Source organism: Micromonospora sp. L31, from assembly GCF_052068075.1.
Lineage (GTDB): Bacteria > Actinomycetota > Actinomycetes > Mycobacteriales > Micromonosporaceae > Micromonospora > Micromonospora purpureochromogenes.
In genome coordinates this window covers 482,264-502,439 of the sequence record NZ_JBQHDC010000001.1, presented here as the reverse complement: position 1 = coordinate 502,439, position 20,176 = coordinate 482,264, and the positions used below count along the sequence as shown (strand labels likewise).

The following is a 20,176-nucleotide window of genomic DNA, read 5'->3' as shown; positions in this document are numbered from 1 at the left end:
CCCGGGCTCGAATGCCCGAAACGTGGCGCCCGGCCGGCGGGGATGTTTGGCCCGGGGCCCTCGGGGGAGTCGGGAAGGCATGGCAGGAGCAGCAGCGGAACAGCGCCGGCTCGCCACCGTCGTGGAGAGCTGGCTCGGGCGCCCGGTCCTGGTCGTCGGGGACGCCATGCTGGACGAGTGGCGGTTCGCCGAGTCCGACCGGCTCTGCCGCGAGGCGCCCGCCCCCGTCCTCACCCTGCGCCGGCGCATCTCCGCCGCCGGCGGCGCCGCCAACACGGCGGTCAACATCGCCACCCTCGGCGGCCGGGCGCTGCTGGTCGCCCCGGTCGGCGCCGACGTGGCCGGCGACGAACTGCACGACTGCCTGGACCGGGCCGGGGTCTGGGACCGTACGGTCAGCCAGCCGCACCGGCCGACGCCGGTGAAGCGGCGGATGCTCGCCGGCAACCAGATCCTGCTCCGGGAGGACTCCGGCGACCCGGAGGACGCGCTCGACGATGACGGGGTGCGGGACCTGCTCACCGCGCTGGACTGCGCGACCGAGGAGCTGAAGGCGGCCGCCGGGGGCGCCACGCCCACCCTGGTCGTCTGCGACTACGGCCTGGGCGCGCTGCCCGCGCCGGTGCGCGCCTGGCTGGTCGCCAACCGCGAGCGCTACACCACCGTCGCCCTGGACGCGCACGACCTGGCCGACTGGCGGGGCCTCGCCCCGACGGTGGTGACCCCGAGCTTCGCCGAGGCGACGCGGCTGCTGGCCCGCGCCGCCGCCGGCTTCGGCGCCGCGCCGCGGCCCGCCGGACTGACCGGCGCCGGCCCGGACCTGCACCTGGACCACCCGCCGGTCGACCCGGCCGACGGCCCGTCCGAGCTGAGCGTCGGCGCGGCCCCGGGCGGGGTCGGCGTACGCCTCTCCGCCACCGGCGACCGGTCCGGTGTGGTCGGCACCGGGCCGACCGGGGAGCCCACGCCCGGCGAAGACCGGGTCGCGATGACCGGCGACGGGCTGAGCGTCACCGGCACCGGGGTCACCCTGAACACCGCCGCCGGCGACGGCGTCGACCGGGCGGTGCTGGCCGAGTCGCGGCTGGAGGAACTGCGCGAGCACACCGGCGCGGACGTGGTGGCGGTGACCCTGGACACCGAGGGGGCAGTGGTCGGCGGGGCCGACGGCGAGCCCCGTCGCAGCCACAGCACACCCGTCCCCGCCAGCCACGCGGTCGGCGCCGGGGACGCGTACCTGGCGGCGATGACGCTGGCCCTGGCGGCCGACGCGCCGCTGCCGACCGCGGCCCAGCTGGCCCAGCTCGCCGCGACCATCACCGTGTCGGACACCGGCACCTGCGTCTGCCGGCGGGAGGACCTGCTCGCCGCGCTGGGCACCACTGCGGACGGTACGGCCCACCCGACGCTGGTCGGCACGGCCGAGCTGGCCGCAATCGTCGGCGACCACCGGCGCGCCGGCCGCTCGATCGTCTTCACCAACGGCTGCTTCGACGTGCTGCACCCCGGGCACGTGCGCTACCTGGAGCAGGCCCGCGCGCTGGGCGACCTGCTGGTGGTGGCGGTCAACTCCGACGGCAGCGTCCGCCGGCTCAAGGGCCCGGACCGGCCGGTCAACCCGGTGGAGGACCGGATCGCCCTGCTCGCCGCGCTGTCCTGTGTGGATCACGTGGTGGTCTTCGAGGAGGACTCGCCGGCCGCTTTGATCGAGACCGTCCGGCCCGACGTGTACGTCAAGGGCGGCGACTACCCGCCGGAGATGGTGCCGGAGGCGCCGCTGGTCCGCCGGCTCGGCGGTCAGGTCCGCACCCTCGGGTACGTGCCGGACCGCTCCACCTCGGCGATCATCGAGCGGATCCGCGCCCAGGCGACCCCGTCGCCGCAGCCGCCGCAGTCGACCCGGTCGCCGCAGTCCACCCCGTCAACGCAGTCCACCCGGTCGCCGCAGTCCGGAGCCCCGCAGCGGATGGGCAGGTCGGCGTGAACCGACCGCTCGACCTCGGCAGCGCCGAGGAGTTCCGCCGGCCCCGGCAGCTCGACGTGCTGATCCCGACCCGCAACCGCCCTGCCGAACTGGCCGTCACCCTCTCCGGGCTGGCCGCCCAGGAGGGCGTACCCGGGTTCGGGGTGGTGGTCAGCGACCAGTCCGACGGCGAGCCGGCGTACACGCACCCGGCGGCGGCCACCATGGCCCGGGCACTGCGCCACCGGGGGCACCCGGTGCTGCTGACCCGCCGGCTGCCCCGGCGCGGGCTGGCCGAGCACCGCGCGTACCTGCTGGGCCGGTCGGCGGCGCGGTACGTGCTCTGTCTCGACGACGACGTCTGGCTGGAGCCGGGCACCCTGCACCGGCTGGTCACCGCGATCGGCGAGCTGGGCTGCGGCTTCGTCGGCAACGCTGTGCACGGCCTGTCGTACGCCGACGACGTGCGCCCGGAGACCCACGCCCACTACGAGGAGTGGGACGGCCCCGTCGTGCCCGAACGGATCCGGCCGGACACCCCGCAGTGGCAGCGAGCGTCGATCCACCCGGCGGCGAACCTGCTGCACGTGACGCGCAAGCTGGACCTGCCGCCGGGCGCGTGGCGGGCGTACAAGGTCTCCTGGATCGGCGGCTGCGTCCTCTACGACCGGGCGGCGCTGGTCGACTCCGGGGGCTTCGACTTCTGGCGGCGGGTGCACGAGCGCCACCAGGGCGAGGACGTCGCCGCGCAGCTCGCCGTGATGGCGCGCCACGGCGGCGCCGGCGTGCTGCCCAGCGGGGCGTATCACCTGGAGTCGCCGACCACGGTCACCGAGCGGGAGGTGGAGGCCTGGGAGGTCGTGCTCGCCGACTCCGACACCCCGCAACCGGCCTGAGCCGGGCCGTCGAAGCAGGTCAGCGCGGCGCGCCCGGTTCCGGGCGGAGCAGCTCGGCGGCCGCCTCCAGCACCTCCACCACCGGCACGTCGGTGACGAACGAGTCCCGGTGCGGGCACTCGCCGTCGCCCGGCCGGTGCGGGTAGATCCCCGGGGTGCAGTCCACCCCGCAGACCGGGCAGTGCGTGGTCCAGGAGGCGATCGGCCGGTGCCGGGCGCGCAGCGGCGTCGCCCCGTTGATCAGGTTGCCCAGCCAGTAGATGCCGACCGTCGAGGTGCCGACCGCGCCGGCCAGGTGCAGCGGGCCGGTGTCGTTGGAGATCACCAGCTCACACCCGGCGTACGCGGCGGCCAACCCGCCGAGGCTGAGCGTGCCGACCTGCGGGCGTACCGGCACGCCGGCCGCCACGACCACCGCGTCGACCAGTTCCCGCTCGGCGGGGGTGCCGGTGACCAGCACCTCGTACCCGTCGCCGTGCAGCGCCCGGGCGACCTCGCCGAAGCGTCCGGCGGGCCAGCGCCGGCGGGTGTCGGTGGCCCCGGGGTGCAGCGCCACCCGGGGCCGGTCCGGCTCGCCGAGCACCGCCAGCGCCTCGGCCCGGTCCGCGTCGGTGACGGCCAGCGCGGGGATGACGGTGGTGGCCGGCGCGCCGACCAGGGCGACCACCTCCAGGTAGCGGATCACCTCGTGCTGGTAGTAGACGTACCGGATCCACCGGTCCAGCGGCGGCGCGTCCTCGGCGCGCAGCCCGGCGGTCACCCGGGCGCCGAGCCGGCTCATCAGCGGGTTCGAGTTCGCCCCGCCGCCGTGCACCTGCACCGCCAGGTCGATGCCCTCCTTCGCGGTCCGCTCCAGGAAGTCGTCCATGGAGGCGGGCGGCTCGTCGGGGCCGGGGTCGCGGATGCCGGGGGCCGGCGGGACGACCAGCACCCGGTCCACCGGACCGGGCCGGTCGCGCCAGAGCTTCGCGTGCCACGGCGCGCCGAGCAGCACGATCTCCGCCTCCGGGTACGCGGCCCGCAGCGACTCCAGCGCGGGCAGCGCGAAGATGAAGTCGCCGAGCGCGTTGGCGCGCAGCACGGCGATGCGCCGCACGTCGGGCACGCGCTCGCCGACCGGGCCGAGCAGGGACGCGGTGGCCACCCGAACGCTACAGCCGGTCGATCTCTTCGGCGGTGGTGTCCGGGTGGTGCATCTCCCGGTCCGCCGCCGGATCGGCGAGCCTGCCCGTACCAACGGCGGCCGGACCGCCGCGGTGGACGGCGCGGCCGACGGTGATGGTGCGCGGCGCGGCCCGCTTCGCCCGGGGCAGGCGGACCCGCAGCAGGCCGTGGTCCATCACCGCGTCGATGGCGTCCGGGTCCACCCGGGACGGCAGGTCGATCCGATACTCGAAGCCGCGGGTCTCGAAGCCGCCCGGGATGCCGTGGTCGGCGTTGACCTCCGCCTCGGAGCGGGCGCGCACGCACAGCTCCCGCTCGTCCAGCTCGACGGCGACCTCCTCCGGCGCCACGCCGGGCAGCCGGACGACCGCCTCCCAGCCGTCGGCGGTCTCGGTCAGCTGGACGTCCGACGTGCCACCCCGGCCGCCGACCAGCCGGCTCAGCTCCGACCGCAGCGACTGGAGCTCCCCCATCGGGTCCCAGCCCTGCTGCCGACCCCGCCATCCGCGGCCGAAACCGCCGGGCTGTTCCGTCATCGCACGTCTCCGATCCGCTGGGTGGCCGCCGGGGGCCGCAGTGAGCTGGGGGCGTCGAGGCCGGCCTCCCGGTCGACCCCGACACCGAGCCGGTCGACCAGCTCGCCACCGAGCCAGGCACTGACGCCGAGGATGGCCATACCGACCACCTCGATGGCGATCAGCGCGCCGCCGGCCGCCCGGGAGTCGGCGTTGAGCCGGACCGCCCAGACGGCGGCGAAGAGCAGGATGACCGCCACGTTCGCGGCGGCGTGGGTGAGCGCCACCCGCTTCGCGCGGGTGCCGGCCGGGATGGCGAGCAGGTCGAACGTCCCGGCCGCGGCGGCCAGCAGGCCGCCGACCAGGCCGACCGTGATGTTCCAGTACGCCACTTCGCCGAGGAAGTCGGGGCCACCGACGGTGTCGACGATGTCGAAGAGCGTGCCGACGACCAGGAGCGCCACCGGGAACATCACCAGCATCGGGTGCACGGGGTGCCCGAGCACCTTCAGACGGCTCTCCATGGTGGGCCTCCACTGCTCGGCTCGGGGGGCGCTGTGTGAGCCGGTACCCGCCGCTCCGGTGGGCAAACCTCGCGCTCGCCACGCCCGCCTAGGCTGACGGACGGCGGTCGGCGTCCGGCCGGGCCGCCACCGGGGTCAACGCACGGGGGAGGCGGACGTGACGGTGGAGATCACCTCGCACGAGGAGCTGCGCGACCTGCTGGGGGCGGCGATGCCCCGGGCGGTCGCCAAGGAACGCGTCGTGCTGCACGAACGGGACCGGCAGTGGCTGGCCGCCTCACCGTTCTGCCTGATCGCGACGGCGGGGTCGGACGGCAGCTGCGACGTCTCGCCCAAGGGCGACCCGGCCGGCTTCGTCAAGGTGCTGGACGAGACGACCCTGGCCATCCCGGAACGGCCGGGCAACCGGCGGGCCGACGGCTACCGCAACATCCTGGACAACCCGCACGTCGGCCTGATCTTCCTGATCCCGGGCCGGACCGACACCCTGCGGATCAACGGCCGGGCGCGGCTGCTGCGGGACGCCCCGTACTTCGACGACATGGTGGTCAAGGGGCACCGGCCGATCCTCGCGATCGAAGTCCAGGTGGAGCAGATCTTCTACCACTGTTCCAAGGCGTTCCTCCGCTCCGAGCTGTGGCAGCCGGAGACCTGGCAGCCGGACGTGCTGCCGACCCGGGCCAGGCTGATCAAGGAGGTCGAGAACACCGCGGAGAGCCTGGCCGACCTGGAACGCCGCTACGGCCCGGAATACCTCAACTCGTTGTACGCGGGGTAGGGGCGGCCGTTCCAGCGGGTCGTCAGCGGGGCGCACGCTCGGCCACGTCCCATCGGCGCAACGTATGGCCGCTCTACGCCGAGCACGGGTTGACCCGGCCGCCACGACTTCCCGTGTCCCTTGCCGAGGTCTGGTGTCATCGACGCATGAAGGGTGTGTGGCAGAGCGCCAGCCGCCGGGCCGAGCGGGAACGCCTCGCCAGCGCGGCACTGATCCACGAGAGTAACCAGAACTGGTTGCACCATCGCCACCTGGAGACACAGCGCGGGCAGTACCTCGGCTTCTTCTTCACCGCACTACTCGCCTCGGCTGGCCTCCTCACGAGCATCGCCACGCAAGACCGCAGGGACACCGACCTCGTCGTGCTGGGTGGTGCGTTGCTCTGCTTCATCCTGATGATCGTCAGCTTCGCCATCTATGCGGCGGTTCGTAAGCTCGGCGCAGTGCTCCGCTTCTACGACCGGGAGATCCGACTTCTCCGGCAGAAGCTGTTCGCGAACCTTGAGCAGGAAACCGGAGGCTATGGAGAACGAGAACTGGCGGGACTCCACGTGCCTCCGATCATGCGTACCCGGATCTACAGCGCCCAGGGAGTAGCGGAGAACATCCTGGCGAGCACATGTGTCCTCCTGCTCCTCATCCAGGAGGCAACCGCGGCCCTCGTTCTCATCACACCGTCAACGGGCGCCGTCGTCCGCTGGGGCACCGTGACCCTGGCGCTGGCCGCACTGATCCTCGCCGGGCTGTTGGCGACGTTGCACTTGCGGGTGAGACGGGCAACTCGCATCAGGGCGTGATCCGCTGGAGCGTGCTCGGCCCGCGACCGCGCCGACCAACCGCAGAGCTGATACTGGGCAGCATGTCTGAGCTGGCACTGCCGATCCGTACCGAGCGACTGGTCCTCCGCCGGTACCGGGCCGACGACGTGGATGCCCTGCTCGCGTACTACAGCAACCCGCTCGTCGCCCGCTACATCCCGTGGGAGCCGTGGACGCGCGAGTTCGCCACCACGGTGGTCACCAAGCGGCTCACCAGCACAGGGATCACCGGGCCGGAGTCCCGTCTCGCCGTGGTGGTGGAGCACGAGGGCAAGGTCGTCGGCGATGTGATCCTGTGGCCGGCCGACGAGACGCTGTCCCGCGGCGAGATGGGGTGGGCCTTCCACCCGGCGGTCTCCGGCCGCGGGTTCGCCACGGAGGCGGTTCGCGCGGTCATCGACGTGGCCTTCGCGCACTGCGGCATGCACCGCGTGATCGCTCATGTCGATGCCCGCAACGAGGCGTCGGCGCGGCTGTGCGAGCGGGTGGGCATGGTCCGGGAGGCGCACCTGCGCCGGGACCACTGGACCAAGAGCGAGTGGACGGACACGCTGATCTACGGCCTGCTCGCCGAGCAGTGGCAGAGTTGATCGAGGCTGCCTGCGGATCACGGCCGGCGATCGAGGGCTGATCGGCCCGGGAGCGGCGCTGCGCGACCAGCGACCGACTTTGGGCGGGATCTTTCCTGCGGAGGCCACCCCCTTCCCTCAATCTCGCCAGGGCGCCTGACATCTCGTCGCCGCGACCGCCGGTCGGGACCACTCCTTTCGACCTGCGGCACAGCACGCCAGGGGTGTTCGCCTCGGATGCCAGGGCTGGATTGTGGCCGGCCTGCGCCATGGCACCAACGTGCCGGCCGCCAACCATTGCTCACGTCGAAGCTGACCAGTTCCCTTCACTCACGACCGTCCCTCACCGATTGATCAACAAGGTTGGAGATAGCGTGAGACGCACCGCCATCGCTGGCACACCGCCGACCAGCAGATCGTGGTACTCCCGGTTGTCCGCGTCCGTCGGCACGGCGACGGCCCTCGCCGTGCTGGTGGCTCCCTCCGTCGCCTCGGCGAGCACGACCGACCGGGCACCGGCGGCGACCCCGACCACGGTGTCCACCGCCGGCGTACCTGCCGGCTTCGCTCCCACGTCCACCTCGTGGACCAGCGCCGCCGACGGCTGGGTGCTGGGCTTCGCACCGTGCCGGGCCGGTTCATGCCCGACCCTGGTCAGCACGGCGGACGGCGCGCAGACCTGGCAGCAGCACACCGCCCCACGGGTGTCGTCCACACCTGACCAGACGAAGATCCACTTCGCCAACAAGCTCGACGGGTGGACCACCGACGGCCAGGTTCTCATGGCCACCCACGACGGTGCCGGCACATGGCGGCGCGTGCGGCTGTCCGGCGCTGTCGGCTCGGTCAGCATCGCCAAGCTGGCTTCGACCGACCGGTACGCCTACGCGATCGTCACCTACGGAATCGGAAGCACCAGGACCACCCAGCTCTACTCGTCGCCCCTCGGCGCGGACAACTGGCAGCCGGTGGCCGGCGTCGCGGTACCTGGCAGCGGCGGGTGGGACATCGCCACCCACGGTTCGGCCGTCTACGTCGCCCTCGGCGTGATCCACACGTCGATCCGGATGTGGTCGGCGGCCGACGGCAGTGCCTGGACCGAGGTCCAGCCGGTCTGCTCGGCGTACGACGCGGTACGGCTCAGCAGCACTGAGCCCGATGACGTCGAGGGCATGTGCAGCTTCGGACCGGAGCGCGGCTACATGCACAAGCAACTGGTCGAGTCGGTAGGCGGCACGGCCCCCGTCGTGCTGGGGTACGCGCCCACCACGGGGATCACCACCGGGTTCGCGACGACCTCGGCCGGTAGCACGGTCGTGGCCGGCGTCGGTGCGGGCGCGAGCTGGCTGCACGCCAGCTTCGACAACGGCGCCACGTGGGAGACGCCCCTGGCGATCCCCGACGTGCAGCTCCCGATGCTCGACCTGGACTTCCAGGACGCCACGCACGGCGTGGTGGTCTGGGGTGGCCCCGCATGGTCGGGAGCCGCGGTGTACCGCACCACCGACGGCGGTCACACGTGGAGCCAGCTCACGCTCTGACGTCAAGGCGGTCCGGGGACCGTTTCGGCCCCCGGACCGCGAGGCCCCGCAAGATCGCTCCGCGCTGGCTGCTGCCGGCGCTCGCTCCCGGCCCGGGGGCGGGTGCGCCCGGCCTGCTCATTCATCCTGGAGAAGCGCTGGCCCGGCACTCACCACAGCCGGCCGGGGAAGCGCGTGGTGACCTCCTGGAGGAACCAGCCATTGCCGTCCGGGTCGTTGAACGATGCGAACGAGAAATAGCTCGCCCGGTCCGGAGCCAGCCCGGGGGTCCGTCCTTGGCCGTTCGCAAGGGGCAAGCCACCGCCTGCGGCATGGAAGACCTCGCTCACGTCGACGCCGCGGCCAACCAGCTCGGCGCGGGCCGCCTCGATGTCGTCCACGACCAGGTACAGGCCCTGCATCGAACCGGGCGCGGCCGTGGTGAGGCTGGGGCCCAACATGATCGAGCAGTCCGACCTGGGCGGTGTCATCTGCACCACCCGGCCATCCCCCTCGCCGACGTCGATATCCTCCCGCCAACCCAGCGCCTTGTAGAAGTCCTTGGCCCGTCCCGCGTCGGCAACGGGCAGCACGACGAATTCCAGCTTCATGTCCATGCTGTCGGCTCCTCTTCCTGCGTTGGCAGGCGACGTGTCAACGCCCTGGTTCCTGCGCCCTTGGCTGGCCCTGCCGCCCATCCTCAACCAGCCCTTGCCCAAATGCCCTGGAAACTACAAACCTCTCGAATCCCTCATGGATGTGATGCCCCGATGGCGTCTTCGGGCAGCGGACAGCTTGGCCGCGGTCACGGGCTGGTCCATGAGGTGGAAGCGGGGAGCGATGCCGGTACGCCAACGGTGGCCACCGTGGTCGGGTGAGTGCGGCGTTGGCTGCTCGCTTCGGTCCTCGGCTTCACGACCGGCATGAAAAAGCCCAGGTCATGATCGGCGATCAAGCCGGTGACCTGGGCTTTTCTACGGAGCCGCCTGACGGAATCGAACCGTCGACCTACGCATTACGAGATCAAGTTGCCCGCCCCGCCGACCTGGGCACATGCGGGCCCAGCAGCAGAAATGCCTCTCGACATCTCACACCACTCCCCCGCCGTCCGCCGACCTCTTGCGGACCAGATGCGGACCGCTCACGGTCAGGAGACGGGCAGAGGTGACCGCAGCGTCCGCCTACCCCTGATACTTGGCAAACTGACCGCGTGATGGATGAGCACGGCCAAGACGAACCCGACACCGACCAGCCGGCCCGGACACCAACTCTGAAAGTAGCGAGGCAGTTGGCACAGGAGTTGGCAGGGGTGGCGACTGTGGAGGTCGACAGCGTCGAGGGCGGAATATCGGTGGGCGTCACACCAAGTAACCCCGATGCTCGTGCCTTCGGATGGACGGACTTCTCCGATGAACTCATCTTGGGGGTCGGTGACTACGGCGGCCGATGGGAACTGGAAGCCGGCCCTGAAGACGTCGCCCTGCTCGAAGACATCGCTCGCTCAGTGATCGCCGGCAGGGTCCGGGAGGTGTTTGCTCCGGGCCGCTCGGCCGTCTCGGTCACGCTCGCCGATGGATCAGTGGAGACCGAGATCGGAGGCGAAGCGCCGGCCGGCTGCCTGCCGCTACCCTTCTGGCGGCGTTGGTCCCGCAGCGTCCACTACGCCCCCTACAGGTAATCCGGTGTGCGCGTCAGTTTGGAAGGACGAAGAACACGGCCGCCAAGGACCTGGTGGGCCAGGTCAAGGCAGGAAGCGCGTGACCGTTCGTGCCCCCTGGTGACCGTCCGAGGTACCGGCTACTGGCACGTGGATGGCACGGAGACCGGAGAATTATGAGATCAAGTTGAGCGACCCGGCGAGCTGCACGTATGAACCTCTAGCTGTACCCGGCCATAACGTTGGTGACAGGCGGCTGGTCGGCGGAAGTCCTCCGAGTGCGGTGTGACGCCGTGGAGTGTTGTACTGCTCGAGCCATGGGGCAAGGGCGGCTGATCGGTCATCGTTCCCTTGCGGACAGGGTCCCGATGAGTTTCCGCCCCGCCAGTTGTCCATCTCTGAGAGCCAACCCCAGTCGCGTACGTTCAACGCGACGCATACCACCGGCGGGGACGCGTAGCTTGTGCCGCCGTCCCCGCGCCACCGGTCCACTACGCCGCCCTGGAGGGTCATGATGTATCCGACGGCCCACTCGTTCTGCACGTCCGGCGGCGTCATCGCGACGGCGGAGGCGTGATGACGACGGTCGAGGCGGACGGCGTCACGCTCGGGGTCGAGCACTTCGGCGACACGGCGGCGCCGCTCGTTGTGCTCGCGGGCGGCACGACCATGCTCTCCTGGCCCGACGCACTCTGCGAGGCGCTCGCGCACGGCGGGCGCCACGTTGTGCGGTACGACCTGCGCGATTCCGGCGCGTCGACCACCGTCGATCCCGAGGCGCCGGCGTATACGCTGCGCGATCTTGCAGCCGACGCCGCAGCGCTCGCCCGCGAACTCGACGACCGGCCGGCGCACCTGGCAGGCATCGGCGTTGGCGGGATGGTCGCCCAGGTCGCCGCGCTCGACCACCCGGACGCGTTCTCGGCGCTCACCCTCGCCGGAACGCGGCCCGTCGCTCCAGGCCCGGTCGACGACGACCTGCCTGACCATGACGCGGCGACGATGGACCGGCTGTTCTCGCGTTCGATGCCCGATTGGTCCGACCGCGCCGCGGTGGCCGAGTTTGCCGCCGCAGGCGCAGAGATCCTCGGTGACGACCCCGTCGCCGCGCGCGCGACCGCCGAGCGCAGATGGGACCGCACGCCGGGCACGGAGCCCGCGGTGCAGATGGCCAACCACCTGGGCATGGTGTTCGCCAAGCTCGACTGCAAGCCGCGCTGGCGCGAGCGCCTGTCCGAGCTCGCGATCCCGTCGCTGGTGGTGCACGGTCGCCGGGACCCGTTCTTCCCTGTCGGCAACGGCGAAGCGCTCGCGCGCGAGATCCCCGGTGCGCGGCTGCTCGTGCTCGAACGGGCCGCGACGGCGATCCCCGATGCGGCCGCCGGTGAGGTCGCGGCGGCGATGCTCGCGCTCTAGCAGCGGAAACGCCTCTCGGTATCTCTCACCACTCCCTCGCCGTCCGTGGACCTCTTGCGGACCTGGCCTCGCTGGCGGATCTCTGAGGGTCGGGGTTCGGGGCGGAGCCCCGAGGTCTTCGAGTCCTGGTCGTCTCCAAGCGTGGCCGGCCGGCGCGGCCCGCTTGCGGGCCGCCTTGACGTGTACGCGGGGCTGTTCGGCGACGACCTGGACGCCGTTGCCAACCGGCTGGACGAAGCGGTCGCGGCGCGGGATGCGGACTATTTGCAGACTGGCACGGCCATCGGCGACGTGATCGACCTTGGGAAACGGCGAAGCCCAGGCCGTTGACCTGGGCTTCTGCACCGAGCCGCCTGACGGAATCGAACCGTCGACCTACGCATTACGAGATCAAACTGCCCACCTCGGTCTACCTGCCCGAACCCGGCTTGGCCTGCGGAAACCCCTCTCGGCATCTCTCAGCGTCGGCGGTCGAGGGCCAACCTATTAGGGACTGGATGAGGACTGAGGGCCCCTGGACTGCTTCGCGGCCGGGACCGAGAGCCACCGGCGCCCGGCGGACGATGTTCCGTACCGCAGGGGTTCCGGCATGCTGATGCTTATGGTCCAGAGGAACGGGACGCCGGAGCCGGCCGGATATGAACAGGCCATGCCAGATATTCAGGCGCGGGTGAAGAAGCATGAGGCAGCTCTTGCGAAGGCCCGCCTGACCCATAGTGGGTCGGTGGAAGAAGTGCGGGAGGCTCTCGCCGAGGCGTTCGAGGCCGAAGGCCTGACAGTCTGGAAGGAGGTAGCAGACGATGCGGCTCGGCTGATCGCAGGTGAGGACGAGCCTGGTCCAGCCGCAGGTTGATGTAGGAGGCCACTTGTACGGCCATCTGATCCGTAGATTCCCAAGACCATGTCTAGGCCGTCCGATGTCGTCCGCCTGGTCCTGGTCCTCAAGCGCTCGGCAACTCGATCGGTCCCGCCCCGTCCGGTCCAGTCCGCCCCGGTGGCTCCCACGCCTGGCTCCCAGACTGTCAGCTTGGGAATTGTCGATCTCCGGCGGGCCACGGGCTTGGCGGCCTGGTCTCGGCAGTCTCGCGTGGCCTCGGCTGGCCCCTGGTGTCCTCGCCCAATGGCACGCTAATGGCACGCCGGGTGCTTGCCCCGACCGCCGGCCGGAAGCGATCGCCGACCACCGAATTGCAAAGGCGAGTAGCGGGCGCTGAGCGTAGGCGACTGATGGCAACGCCAGTCGCCCATGCCCAGCGCCCATCGCCCGTTGCTAGCGGCTATCAACCAGTGTCAGGGCTCTCGCTGACTTTCCGCTGACGCTTCCGACGCCCACACAGCCTCTTCTGGAGACCTTGGCCGGCCCGCTAATCGGGGTCTACGAACTTAAACAGGGGTCGAGGTGCTCGCGGGCTCGTCGGTGGCGAGTCGCCCACGATGCTCCGGGTCTTGGATCAGCCTGGCGACGACGGACGTCAGCCAGCCCGGCACCTTGGAAAAACGAGCCTGGGCGCATTAGACATGATGTGTACATGTCTCGCGCTCAGACTCTTGCCGCCGCCCTTCTGGCCGGGCTGATGCTGGCCGGCGTAACCCTCGCCGGTTGGGGTCTGCACGATCTCGCCCGTGCGCGAGGATGCCTGGAGAACGGCGCGGGCGTGTCCGGGTGGACCGGGAGCACGATGACGGACGCCGGGTGCCTGATCGAGACGGAGCATCAGGGGACGATCCTGCTCGCGCTGTACGGTCCTGATTTCGGGACTACCTTGCTGGCGATGGCGGTCGCCGTTGGCTCGGCGGTTCTGCTAGTCGTACAGCTCGCGCGGCGTCGGCGGGATCGGAAGATCGCAGCATAGGCGGCTTCCGGCGTCGAAGCGGCCCGCCCAATGCCGAATCCAGTGGGAGCTAGGTGGACTCAATGTGGCAAAACCCCAACCAGTCGCACCAGGGACCACGGACGCTGCCGGTCGCCATCGACAGCGCCGCAGTCCTGCCCGGCCGCACCCTCCAACTCGACACGCTGGAACTGGGCGCCGACCGTGTGGTGCTGCGCTACCGGGCATGCCCTGGCTTCAGCGTGGCCGAGCTCCGGGAGCACGGCCGCCGGAGCTACGCCTGGCAGGCATTCCTCGAAGACGATCTCGGAACCGACTATTTCTACGGATTCTCCACTGGCGGCTTCAGCACGGACGAACCGATCACCACCGGTGACAGGTCCACCAACATACCTGTCCCGTCCGGCGCCCGCTTCCTCGCCCTCAGCATCTACACCGCTCGTCTGCCGGAACAGCCCTACGGCCGGCCCGTCCTCGCGGTGTTCCTCCCCGTGCAGCCGTCGGGGACGGCCGAGACGCTCGGCGCGGCGGCCGAGACGCTCCCAGCAGCCGCCGAGGAGCTTGAGTACTACCGGAGCGCCCGCCGGGCGGGGCTGCGCAGCCTGCTCCGGTCGATCGCCCGCGGCGCCGAAATACTCGAGCCGCCGGCCGGCGTCGTCGCCGAGGGGCATCAACGCGCCTGGCTACACGCGCTGGCCGCGCACGGGCTCATCGAGCGTCACGCGGGCCGCTGGCGGGTCACCTCGTCCGGCGAGGCCGCCGTGGACGCCGCCAACGTCTATCCGCTGGGCTAACGCGCCGGGTGGCCCCAGACCCCAACCAAGATCCAAAAAACCTTCAAGATCACCATACTGACGTCTCTACGGTTTCAGGGGATTGCCAGTCTTCTTCATCTACGCGGGCAGCGGCCTTGCTGTGGACCGGGTGACGCCCGACCTCACACTGATGCTCCTATGGAGGTCAAGGGGTGAGAGCGGCGAAGTCGGCGCGTAGGGCGGTGTAGACGTCGCGGACGATGTAGCGCTTGAGGCAGCGGAGGATCTCTTGTTTGCTGAGGCCTTCGGTGATGCGTCGTTGCTGGTAGGCGCGGGTGCGTTGGTCGTAGCGCAGGCGGCAGAGAGCGATGGTGTGTAGGGCGTGGTTGGCGCCGCGGTCGCCTCCTCGGTGAAGGCGGTGGCGGCGTACCCGTCCGGAGCTGGCGGGGATGGGTGCTGCTCCGCAGAGGTGGGCCAGGGCCGCTTCGGATTGGAGTCGGTTGGGGTTGTCGCCGGCGGTGGTGAGCAGCTGGGCGGCGACCTCGGGGCCGACGCCGAACAGGGCGCTGGTGCGGGGTGCCGCTTTCTGGACGATGGGTGTCACCTGCCGGTCGAGGAGGGCGATCTCGTCGGTGAGGGCGGTGACTCGTCGGGCGAGCCCGACCAAGGCTGCCGCGGTGGCGTGCTCCGGCTCGTGGAGTCTTGCAGGGTCGTAGGCCAGTGCCCTGCATCGGCTGACCAGCACGGCGGCGCTGACCCTGGTCAGGTGGGCTCGCAGAGGTTCGGGGGCAGCGGCCACCAGGCCGCGCATCTGATTCAAGGCGGCAGTGCGGGCCTTGACCGCTCCTCGACGAGCGACCCTGAGGGCGCGGATGGCCTCCACTGGTCCGGTGCGGGTCTTCGGAGTGCCCATGGCGGTGCCGGCGAGGGTCGCGCGGGCGGCGGCGATGGCGTCGATGGGGTCGGACTTGCCCTGGCGGCGGCGGGCACGGCGGTCTGGCCGGTCCACCTCTATGACGGCGATCTTCTTGCTGGTCAGATGACGGGCCAGGCCTGCGCCGTAGCTTCCGGTGCCCTCCACGCCCACGGCCATGATCCGTCCGAAGGAACGCATCCAGGCCAGCAGATCCGCATAACCGGCGGTGGTCGCCGGGAACTCAGCGTCGCCCAGTAGCCCGCCCGTGCTGTCGATGATCCCAGCGTGGTGCATGTCGCGGTGAGTGTCGACACCACCGATTACAGATCGCTTCTTGGCTGCCATGCTGGTGAGGTCCGCCCTTCTCGTCTGCGTCGAGATCCGTGGACACGTCACCGGTCAGGCGATGCGGACAACACAGTGGTGGGCGCCTCTCGCACAGGCTCCTATCAGGTCACGACGCCTGACCGGTGACATGCAGCTGTCGGGGCCACCGAGCGGGCCGACGAATCGGGATGAGGACAGCAACCGTCGGTCTGCCGGTGAGTCAGACCAGCTCGGCGACCCACCTCACCATCCTCACTGATGCCGCCGACCCACACACCCTGGCCCTGGCCTGCTCGGCTTGCCTGGGTCGGTGGCGGGCGGGATGGCATCCCACCTCAGCCACTCACCCACCGCGCTGCACGAGGTGCTACGCGCGGACCGGAAGACGTCCAAGAAGTCTGCCGGCGGCGAGGGCAAGAACAAGGACAAGCCGGGCAAGAAGTCGGGCGCCAAGAAGGGCAAGAAGCGGTCAGCGGACCGGGAAGGCACCAGGGATGACCGAGGCTAATGGCACGCCAATGGCACGCGGCCTGGTCCTTGGCTACGGAACATCGAAGGCCCTGACTCGGACTCGTGTCCTGGCCAGGGCCTTCACGCCGGAGCGGGTGACGGGAATCGAACCCGCACTGTCAGCTTGGGAATCGCACAATATCGCTTCGACGTGGCGCCGCTTCTCCTGCTCGCCTCGGCCGTAGGCGGCCTCACGTAGCCCCCGATGACATCGGCTTGTGGCCCGTGGATGGCCCGTCTCAGGAGGCAGGCGGTAGGTGGTGTAGCAACGACGAGGCTTGTAATGTCACGAACGGGCCTCGCGACCCGGCATGCGGGTAGTGACCTCCTGCAGCGTCCAGCCGTTTCCGTCCGGGTCCTGGAATGAGGCGAACGAGTTGTAGCTATTACGTTCGGGGTCGGGGCCGGGTTGGCGCGCCTCGGGCCAGAAAGCGCCGCCGGGGCCGTGGTAGACCTCGGTGACGTCGACGCCCCGCTGGGCCAGCTCCTCCCGTGTGGCCACGACGTCGGAGGTCACTAGCTCTAGGTGCCGCATCGACCCCGGTGGAGCGGCTATCGGCAGGCCTTTGCCGAACGCGATGGACGTATGGCCGTCACCAGTCGGGGTCAGTTGCACGATGCGGACGTCGTCGCTGACCTTGATGTCTGCGTCCAGTCGCCAGCCCAGGCGATCCCGGTAGAACTCCAGCGCCCTGTCGACATCCGACACCGGGATCGTGACCACCTCAAGATTGACGTCCATCGTACCCACTCCTTGCCTGTCCTGTCTGCGGTGTTTTGTCCCGACGGCGGGAACCCTTTGGTCCTGGCCCCGGGCCACCCGGGCTCCCGCCGGCCATCAGTCACCAAGACCGGATCAACGCCCCTGTGATCGAGGAGCGGGAGCGGCTACTGCCGCCGCTGTTCCTACCGCCGGACGTTACCCCCGATTGGGCCACGTCGCGGAGGATCCGGAGGTTGTGCTGGCGGATCTCCGTCGCGAGGGTCCGTGGCCCGCTGCCGGTGACGAGTGGTTCGGTTGCGGACCAGCAGGCGGGACAGCGCTGCTTCGTTACGGTCCACGCTACAAGCACCTGGCGGAGTGACATGCGCGACCTCTAAGCAGGCCGATCGCGGAGGCGTGGATCTCCTCGTCGGGCAGTCGGCAGACCGTCCAGGGAGGCTGGTAGCCCTTGTGGTGCCCGGCGAGGAGATCCACGCCAGCTGATCTCCGAGGAGGGTCGGGGTTCGGGGCGGAGCCCCGAGGTCTTCTGGTCCTTGTCGTCCCTCAGCGTGGCCGGCCGGCCCGGCCGATGCCGGCCGAAGGTCGCCAGCAGGCCGGGGCCGGGCCGGCGCGGCCCGCTTGCGGGCCGCCTTGACCACGACCAGGTGGCGAGGCTCGCGGAGGCGTGCGGCGGTACGGGCTGCTGGTGCGGTTCCTGGCTTACACCGGGCTGCGGTGGGGTGAGGCATCCGCGCTGCGGGTGTCGCGGCTGGATCTGCTGCGGCGTCGGGTGACGGTGGCCGTGGCGTTCGCGGAGGTTGGCGGGGAGCTGGTGGAGGGCACGCCGAAGAACCACCAGCGCCGGTCCGTGCCGATTCCGCGGTTCCTCGTCGACGAGCTGGCCGCGCATGTCGCCGGAAAGCGCCGCGACGAGCTGGTGTTCACCGCCCCGAACGGCGGGCCGCTGCGCAACACGAACTTCCGGACGCGGGTCTTCGGGCCGGCGGCGGCCTCGGTGGGGCTGGCCGGGCTCACGCCTCACGACCTGCGGCACACGGCGGCGAGTCTGGCCGTGGCAGCCGGCGCGAACGTCAAGGCGGTGCAGCGGATGCTCGGGCACGCCTCGGCGTCGATGACATTGGACGTATACGCGGGGCTGTTCGGTGACGACCTGGACGCCGTCGCCAACCGGCTGGACGAGGCGTTCGCCGAGCGGGACAAGGACTATTCAAGGACTCGACCCGCCAGCGGCGACGTGATCGACCTTGGGAAACGGCGAAGCCCAGGCCGTTGACCTGGGCTTCTGTACCGAGCCGCCTGACGGAATCGAACCGTCGACCTACGCATTACGAGTGCGTCGCTCTAGCCGACTGAGCTAAGGCGGCAACGATCGTCAAGTGTACGGCACCGCCGGCCCACCGGCCGAGGGGGTTCCCCCACCCGGGAACCCGGACATCGGACGCGATCGGTCGTTCGCCGGACAGCGGTAGCGGCCGGTCGGCGCTACGCTCCGGCGGGTGACCGACGATCACCCCACGTCCGGGTCCGACGTTCCCGCCGAGCACGCCCCCGGCGAGCGGGCGGCCCGCCGGCCGCTCAGCCTCGACCCGGTGGAGCTGGGTTTCACCCCGCGTAAGCCGGTGCCCTGGCTGGCGCCGTTTTTGCTGATCAGCACCGGCATCCGGACGCTGCTGGCGATGCTCTTCGGGGCGTACCTGGACAAGCGGGAGCTGCAGAACGCGCTGGATTCGAAGATCGCGCGGCAGGTCGGGCCGGACGGCGGGCTCTGGCTGGACTACGTGGCCGACCTGGGCGACGGCTTCAACGCCACCTACTCGGTGGCGTACCTGCTCGCGCAGCGGGAGTTGGAGGTGGACGGGCACCGGCTGCCCCGCGCCCAAACCCTGGTGATGGGGGGCGACCAGGTCTACCCGTCGGCGGCGTACGAGGCGTACGAGGACCGGTGCAAGGGGCCGTACCAGGCCGCGCTGCCGGTGGCGCCGCCCGAGCGGCCGACGCTCTTCGCCGTGCCTGGCAACCACGACTGGTACGACGGCCTGACCGCCTTCCTGCGCCTGTTCGTCCGCTCCCGGGACCGGCATTTCGGCGGCTGGGGCACCGGGCAGTCCCGCTCGTACTTCGCGGTGGAGCTGCCGGCCGACTGGTGGCTGCTGGGCCTCGACGACCAGTCCGGGTCGTACCTGGACGACCCGCAGCTGGCCTACTTCGATGAGGTGGCCCGGCGGCTGGGCCCACAGAGCATGGTCATCCTGGCGGTGCCGGCGCCGACGTGGGTCAAGTCCGTCGACCACCCCACCGCGTACGACTCGATCGACTACTTCATCCGGACGATCCTCGCCCCCACCGGCGCGCACGTGCGGCTGCTCATCTCCGGCGACCTGCACCACTACGCCCGGTACGCCGGCCCGGAGCGGCAGCTGATCACCTGCGGGGGCGGCGGGGCGTACCTGTACCCGACGCACAAGCTCCCGGAGCGGATCGAGGTGCCGCCGAAGGACACCCTGTCCCGCCGGGCCAGCGCCACCCGCCCGTACGACCTGGTCGCCCGCTACCCGGACGCGGCCCGATCCCGGCGGTACGGCTGGGGGATCTTCCCCCGGCTGCCGTTCCGCAACCCGGGTTTCACCACCCTGCTCGGGGCCCTGCACACGCTGCTCATGCTGGCCATGGCCGGGGTGACGGCGAACCGGACGGACAGCACCGAGCAGCGGCTGTTCAGCGTCCCATTGGTGATCATGCTGGGCGTGACGCTGCTCGGGGCGGCCCTATTCGCCAAGCCACCGAGCGCCGGCGGGAAACGGCACGTCCGGCACTGGATCCTCGGGGTGAGCCACGGTCTGGCGCAGGTGGGGCTCGCCGCCGCCGGCACCTGGGCCTGGCTGGCGCTGCCCTTCTACGACTGGCCCTGGCCGCTGCCGGCGGCCGCGGCGGCGGTCGTCTACGGCCCGGTGATCGGTCTGGTGTCCAGCCAGGTGGTGGCGGCGTACCTGCTGGTGGCGGGGGCGTTCGGGGTGAACGTCAACGAGCTCTTCGCCGGCCAGGGCATCGAGGACTCCAAGTCGTTCCTGCGGATGCGGATCGACCCCGACGGGTCGCTGACCATCTACCCGATCGCGGTCGACCGGGTGTCCCGGGACTGGCAGTTGAACCCCGACCAGTCCCCCACCGCCTCCTGGCTCACCCCGAAGACCACCCTCACCCCCCGCCTGGCCGAACCCCCGGTCACCCTCGACTGACGGCGTCGATCAAGAAGTTTGCGTCCCGATCCGGGCTCCGGCAGACGCAAACTTCT

At 70.8% G+C, this 20,176-nt stretch carries 21 protein-coding genes, 1 tRNA gene and 1 pseudogene; 15 read left to right on the top strand and 8 right to left on the bottom strand.

What is annotated here, in order from left to right; genetic code table 11:
• Positions 1 to 79 precede the first annotated feature (79 nt).
• Together rfaE2 and ACTMS9_RS02465 are read left to right on the top strand one after the other, a co-directional pair.
• Positions 80 to 1,984 carry a D-glycero-beta-D-manno-heptose 1-phosphate adenylyltransferase gene (rfaE2, locus tag ACTMS9_RS02470; protein ID WP_441149554.1) on the top strand — a complete coding sequence of 635 codons (1,905 nt, stop codon included), beginning with the start codon at positions 80 to 82 and terminating at the stop codon, positions 1,982 to 1,984.
• Positions 1,981 to 2,859: a glycosyltransferase gene (locus ACTMS9_RS02465; RefSeq protein ID WP_088959196.1), complete on the top strand. Its 879-nt coding sequence runs from the start codon at positions 1,981 to 1,983 to the stop codon at positions 2,857 to 2,859. The genes rfaE2 and ACTMS9_RS02465 overlap by 4 nt, the downstream gene beginning before the upstream one ends.
• Positions 2,860 to 2,878: 19 nt before the next feature.
• Here ACTMS9_RS02465 and ACTMS9_RS02460 read toward each other — a convergent pair whose 3' ends face one another.
• From ACTMS9_RS02460 to ACTMS9_RS02450, 3 genes are read right to left on the bottom strand one after another with little or no spacing between them, the layout of a single operon-like run.
• On the bottom strand, positions 2,879 to 4,003 hold the full coding sequence (locus tag ACTMS9_RS02460) for a glycosyltransferase family 9 protein (RefSeq protein ID WP_441164005.1): 1,125 nt from the start codon (positions 4,001 to 4,003) through the stop codon (positions 2,879 to 2,881).
• Between the two features lie 7 nt (positions 4,004 to 4,010).
• The gene (locus ACTMS9_RS02455) at positions 4,011 to 4,559 is read right to left on the bottom strand and encodes an Hsp20/alpha crystallin family protein (RefSeq protein ID WP_441149552.1); all 549 of its coding nucleotides are present in this window, start codon (positions 4,557 to 4,559) and stop codon (positions 4,011 to 4,013) included.
• Complete coding sequence (locus ACTMS9_RS02450; RefSeq protein ID WP_210776454.1) at positions 4,556 to 5,062, bottom strand: DUF2231 domain-containing protein; 507 nt, start codon at positions 5,060 to 5,062, stop codon at positions 4,556 to 4,558. Before ACTMS9_RS02450 ends, ACTMS9_RS02455 begins: the two co-directional genes overlap by 4 nt.
• 157 nt (positions 5,063 to 5,219) lie before the next feature.
• Here ACTMS9_RS02450 and ACTMS9_RS02445 point away from each other — a divergent pair, with 157 nt between their 5' ends.
• The 4 genes from ACTMS9_RS02445 (at position 5,220) to ACTMS9_RS02430 (ending at position 8,768) form a co-directional block, all read left to right on the top strand.
• Entirely contained in the window at positions 5,220 to 5,840 is a 621-nt protein-coding gene (locus ACTMS9_RS02445) for a pyridoxamine 5'-phosphate oxidase family protein (RefSeq protein WP_441164004.1), read from the top strand.
• Positions 5,841 to 5,986: 146 nt separating this feature from the next.
• The gene (locus ACTMS9_RS02440) at positions 5,987 to 6,637 is read left to right on the top strand and encodes a hypothetical protein (protein WP_441164003.1); all 651 of its coding nucleotides are present in this window, start codon (positions 5,987 to 5,989) and stop codon (positions 6,635 to 6,637) included.
• 62 nt (positions 6,638 to 6,699) lie between these two features.
• On the top strand, positions 6,700 to 7,248 hold the full coding sequence (locus ACTMS9_RS02435) for a GNAT family N-acetyltransferase (protein ID WP_441164002.1): 549 nt from the start codon (positions 6,700 to 6,702) through the stop codon (positions 7,246 to 7,248).
• Between the two features lie 410 nt (positions 7,249 to 7,658).
• The gene (locus ACTMS9_RS02430) at positions 7,659 to 8,768 is read left to right on the top strand and encodes a hypothetical protein (RefSeq protein ID WP_441164001.1); all 1,110 of its coding nucleotides are present in this window, start codon (positions 7,659 to 7,661) and stop codon (positions 8,766 to 8,768) included.
• Positions 8,769 to 8,917: 149 nt separating this feature from the next.
• Here the strand turns inward: ACTMS9_RS02430 and ACTMS9_RS02425 are convergent, their stop codons facing one another.
• Complete coding sequence (locus ACTMS9_RS02425) at positions 8,918 to 9,364, bottom strand: VOC family protein (RefSeq protein WP_441149547.1); 447 nt, start codon at positions 9,362 to 9,364, stop codon at positions 8,918 to 8,920.
• Between the two features lie 593 nt (positions 9,365 to 9,957).
• On the opposite strand from ACTMS9_RS02425, the gene ACTMS9_RS02420 reads away from it, so the two are divergent.
• Complete coding sequence (locus tag ACTMS9_RS02420) at positions 9,958 to 10,425, top strand: hypothetical protein (protein ID WP_441164000.1); 468 nt, start codon at positions 9,958 to 9,960, stop codon at positions 10,423 to 10,425.
• Between the two features lie 219 nt (positions 10,426 to 10,644).
• Here the strand turns inward: ACTMS9_RS02420 and ACTMS9_RS02415 are convergent.
• Positions 10,645 to 10,752 (bottom strand): annotated as a pseudogene (locus ACTMS9_RS02415) (integrase core domain-containing protein); the annotation flags it as partial.
• Positions 10,753 to 10,980: 228 nt separating this feature from the next.
• On the opposite strand from ACTMS9_RS02415, the gene ACTMS9_RS02410 reads away from it, so the two are divergent.
• From ACTMS9_RS02410 to ACTMS9_RS02390, 5 genes are all read left to right on the top strand, one after another.
• Positions 10,981 to 11,820, top strand: coding sequence for an alpha/beta fold hydrolase (locus ACTMS9_RS02410; RefSeq protein ID WP_441149545.1), 840 nt, complete (start codon positions 10,981 to 10,983; stop codon positions 11,818 to 11,820).
• A gap of 141 nt (positions 11,821 to 11,961) precedes the next feature.
• A complete protein-coding gene (locus ACTMS9_RS02405; RefSeq protein ID WP_441149544.1) occupies positions 11,962 to 12,150 on the top strand; it encodes a hypothetical protein in 189 nt (62 codons plus the stop codon).
• 259 nt (positions 12,151 to 12,409) lie between these two features.
• Positions 12,410 to 12,673: a hypothetical protein gene (locus tag ACTMS9_RS02400; RefSeq protein WP_441149543.1), complete on the top strand. Its 264-nt coding sequence runs from the start codon at positions 12,410 to 12,412 to the stop codon at positions 12,671 to 12,673.
• A gap of 676 nt (positions 12,674 to 13,349) precedes the next feature.
• Complete coding sequence (locus ACTMS9_RS02395) at positions 13,350 to 13,673, top strand: hypothetical protein (RefSeq protein WP_167999487.1); 324 nt, start codon at positions 13,350 to 13,352, stop codon at positions 13,671 to 13,673.
• Between the two features lie 62 nt (positions 13,674 to 13,735).
• Positions 13,736 to 14,446, top strand: a complete 711-nt coding sequence (locus tag ACTMS9_RS02390; RefSeq protein ID WP_441149541.1) for a hypothetical protein — start codon at positions 13,736 to 13,738, stop codon at positions 14,444 to 14,446.
• A 166-nt stretch (positions 14,447 to 14,612) separates the two neighbouring features.
• Here the strand turns inward: ACTMS9_RS02390 and ACTMS9_RS02385 are convergent, their stop codons facing one another.
• Positions 14,613 to 15,668, bottom strand: coding sequence for an IS110 family transposase (locus ACTMS9_RS02385; RefSeq protein WP_441163999.1), 1,056 nt, complete (start codon positions 15,666 to 15,668; stop codon positions 14,613 to 14,615).
• A gap of 304 nt (positions 15,669 to 15,972) precedes the next feature.
• Here ACTMS9_RS02385 and ACTMS9_RS02380 point away from each other — a divergent pair, with 304 nt between their 5' ends.
• A complete protein-coding gene (locus tag ACTMS9_RS02380; RefSeq protein WP_441142586.1) occupies positions 15,973 to 16,158 on the top strand; it encodes a hypothetical protein in 186 nt (61 codons plus the stop codon).
• A gap of 288 nt (positions 16,159 to 16,446) precedes the next feature.
• On the opposite strand, the gene ACTMS9_RS02375 is transcribed toward ACTMS9_RS02380, so the two are convergent.
• Positions 16,447 to 16,902: a VOC family protein gene (locus tag ACTMS9_RS02375; RefSeq protein WP_441142584.1), complete on the bottom strand. Its 456-nt coding sequence runs from the start codon at positions 16,900 to 16,902 to the stop codon at positions 16,447 to 16,449.
• Between the two features lie 667 nt (positions 16,903 to 17,569).
• On the opposite strand from ACTMS9_RS02375, the gene ACTMS9_RS02370 reads away from it, so the two are divergent.
• Positions 17,570 to 18,157: a tyrosine-type recombinase/integrase gene (locus tag ACTMS9_RS02370; RefSeq protein WP_441142582.1), complete on the top strand. Its 588-nt coding sequence runs from the start codon at positions 17,570 to 17,572 to the stop codon at positions 18,155 to 18,157.
• 17 nt (positions 18,158 to 18,174) lie between these two features.
• On the opposite strand, the gene ACTMS9_RS02365 is transcribed toward ACTMS9_RS02370, so the two are convergent.
• Positions 18,175 to 18,248: transfer RNA gene (locus ACTMS9_RS02365), tRNA-Thr, on the bottom strand.
• 132 nt (positions 18,249 to 18,380) lie between these two features.
• On the opposite strand from ACTMS9_RS02365, the gene ACTMS9_RS02360 reads away from it, so the two are divergent.
• Positions 18,381 to 20,120 carry a metallophosphoesterase family protein gene (locus tag ACTMS9_RS02360; RefSeq protein ID WP_441142580.1) on the top strand — a complete coding sequence of 580 codons (1,740 nt, stop codon included), beginning with the start codon at positions 18,381 to 18,383 and terminating at the stop codon, positions 20,118 to 20,120.
• Positions 20,121 to 20,176 lie beyond the last annotated feature (56 nt).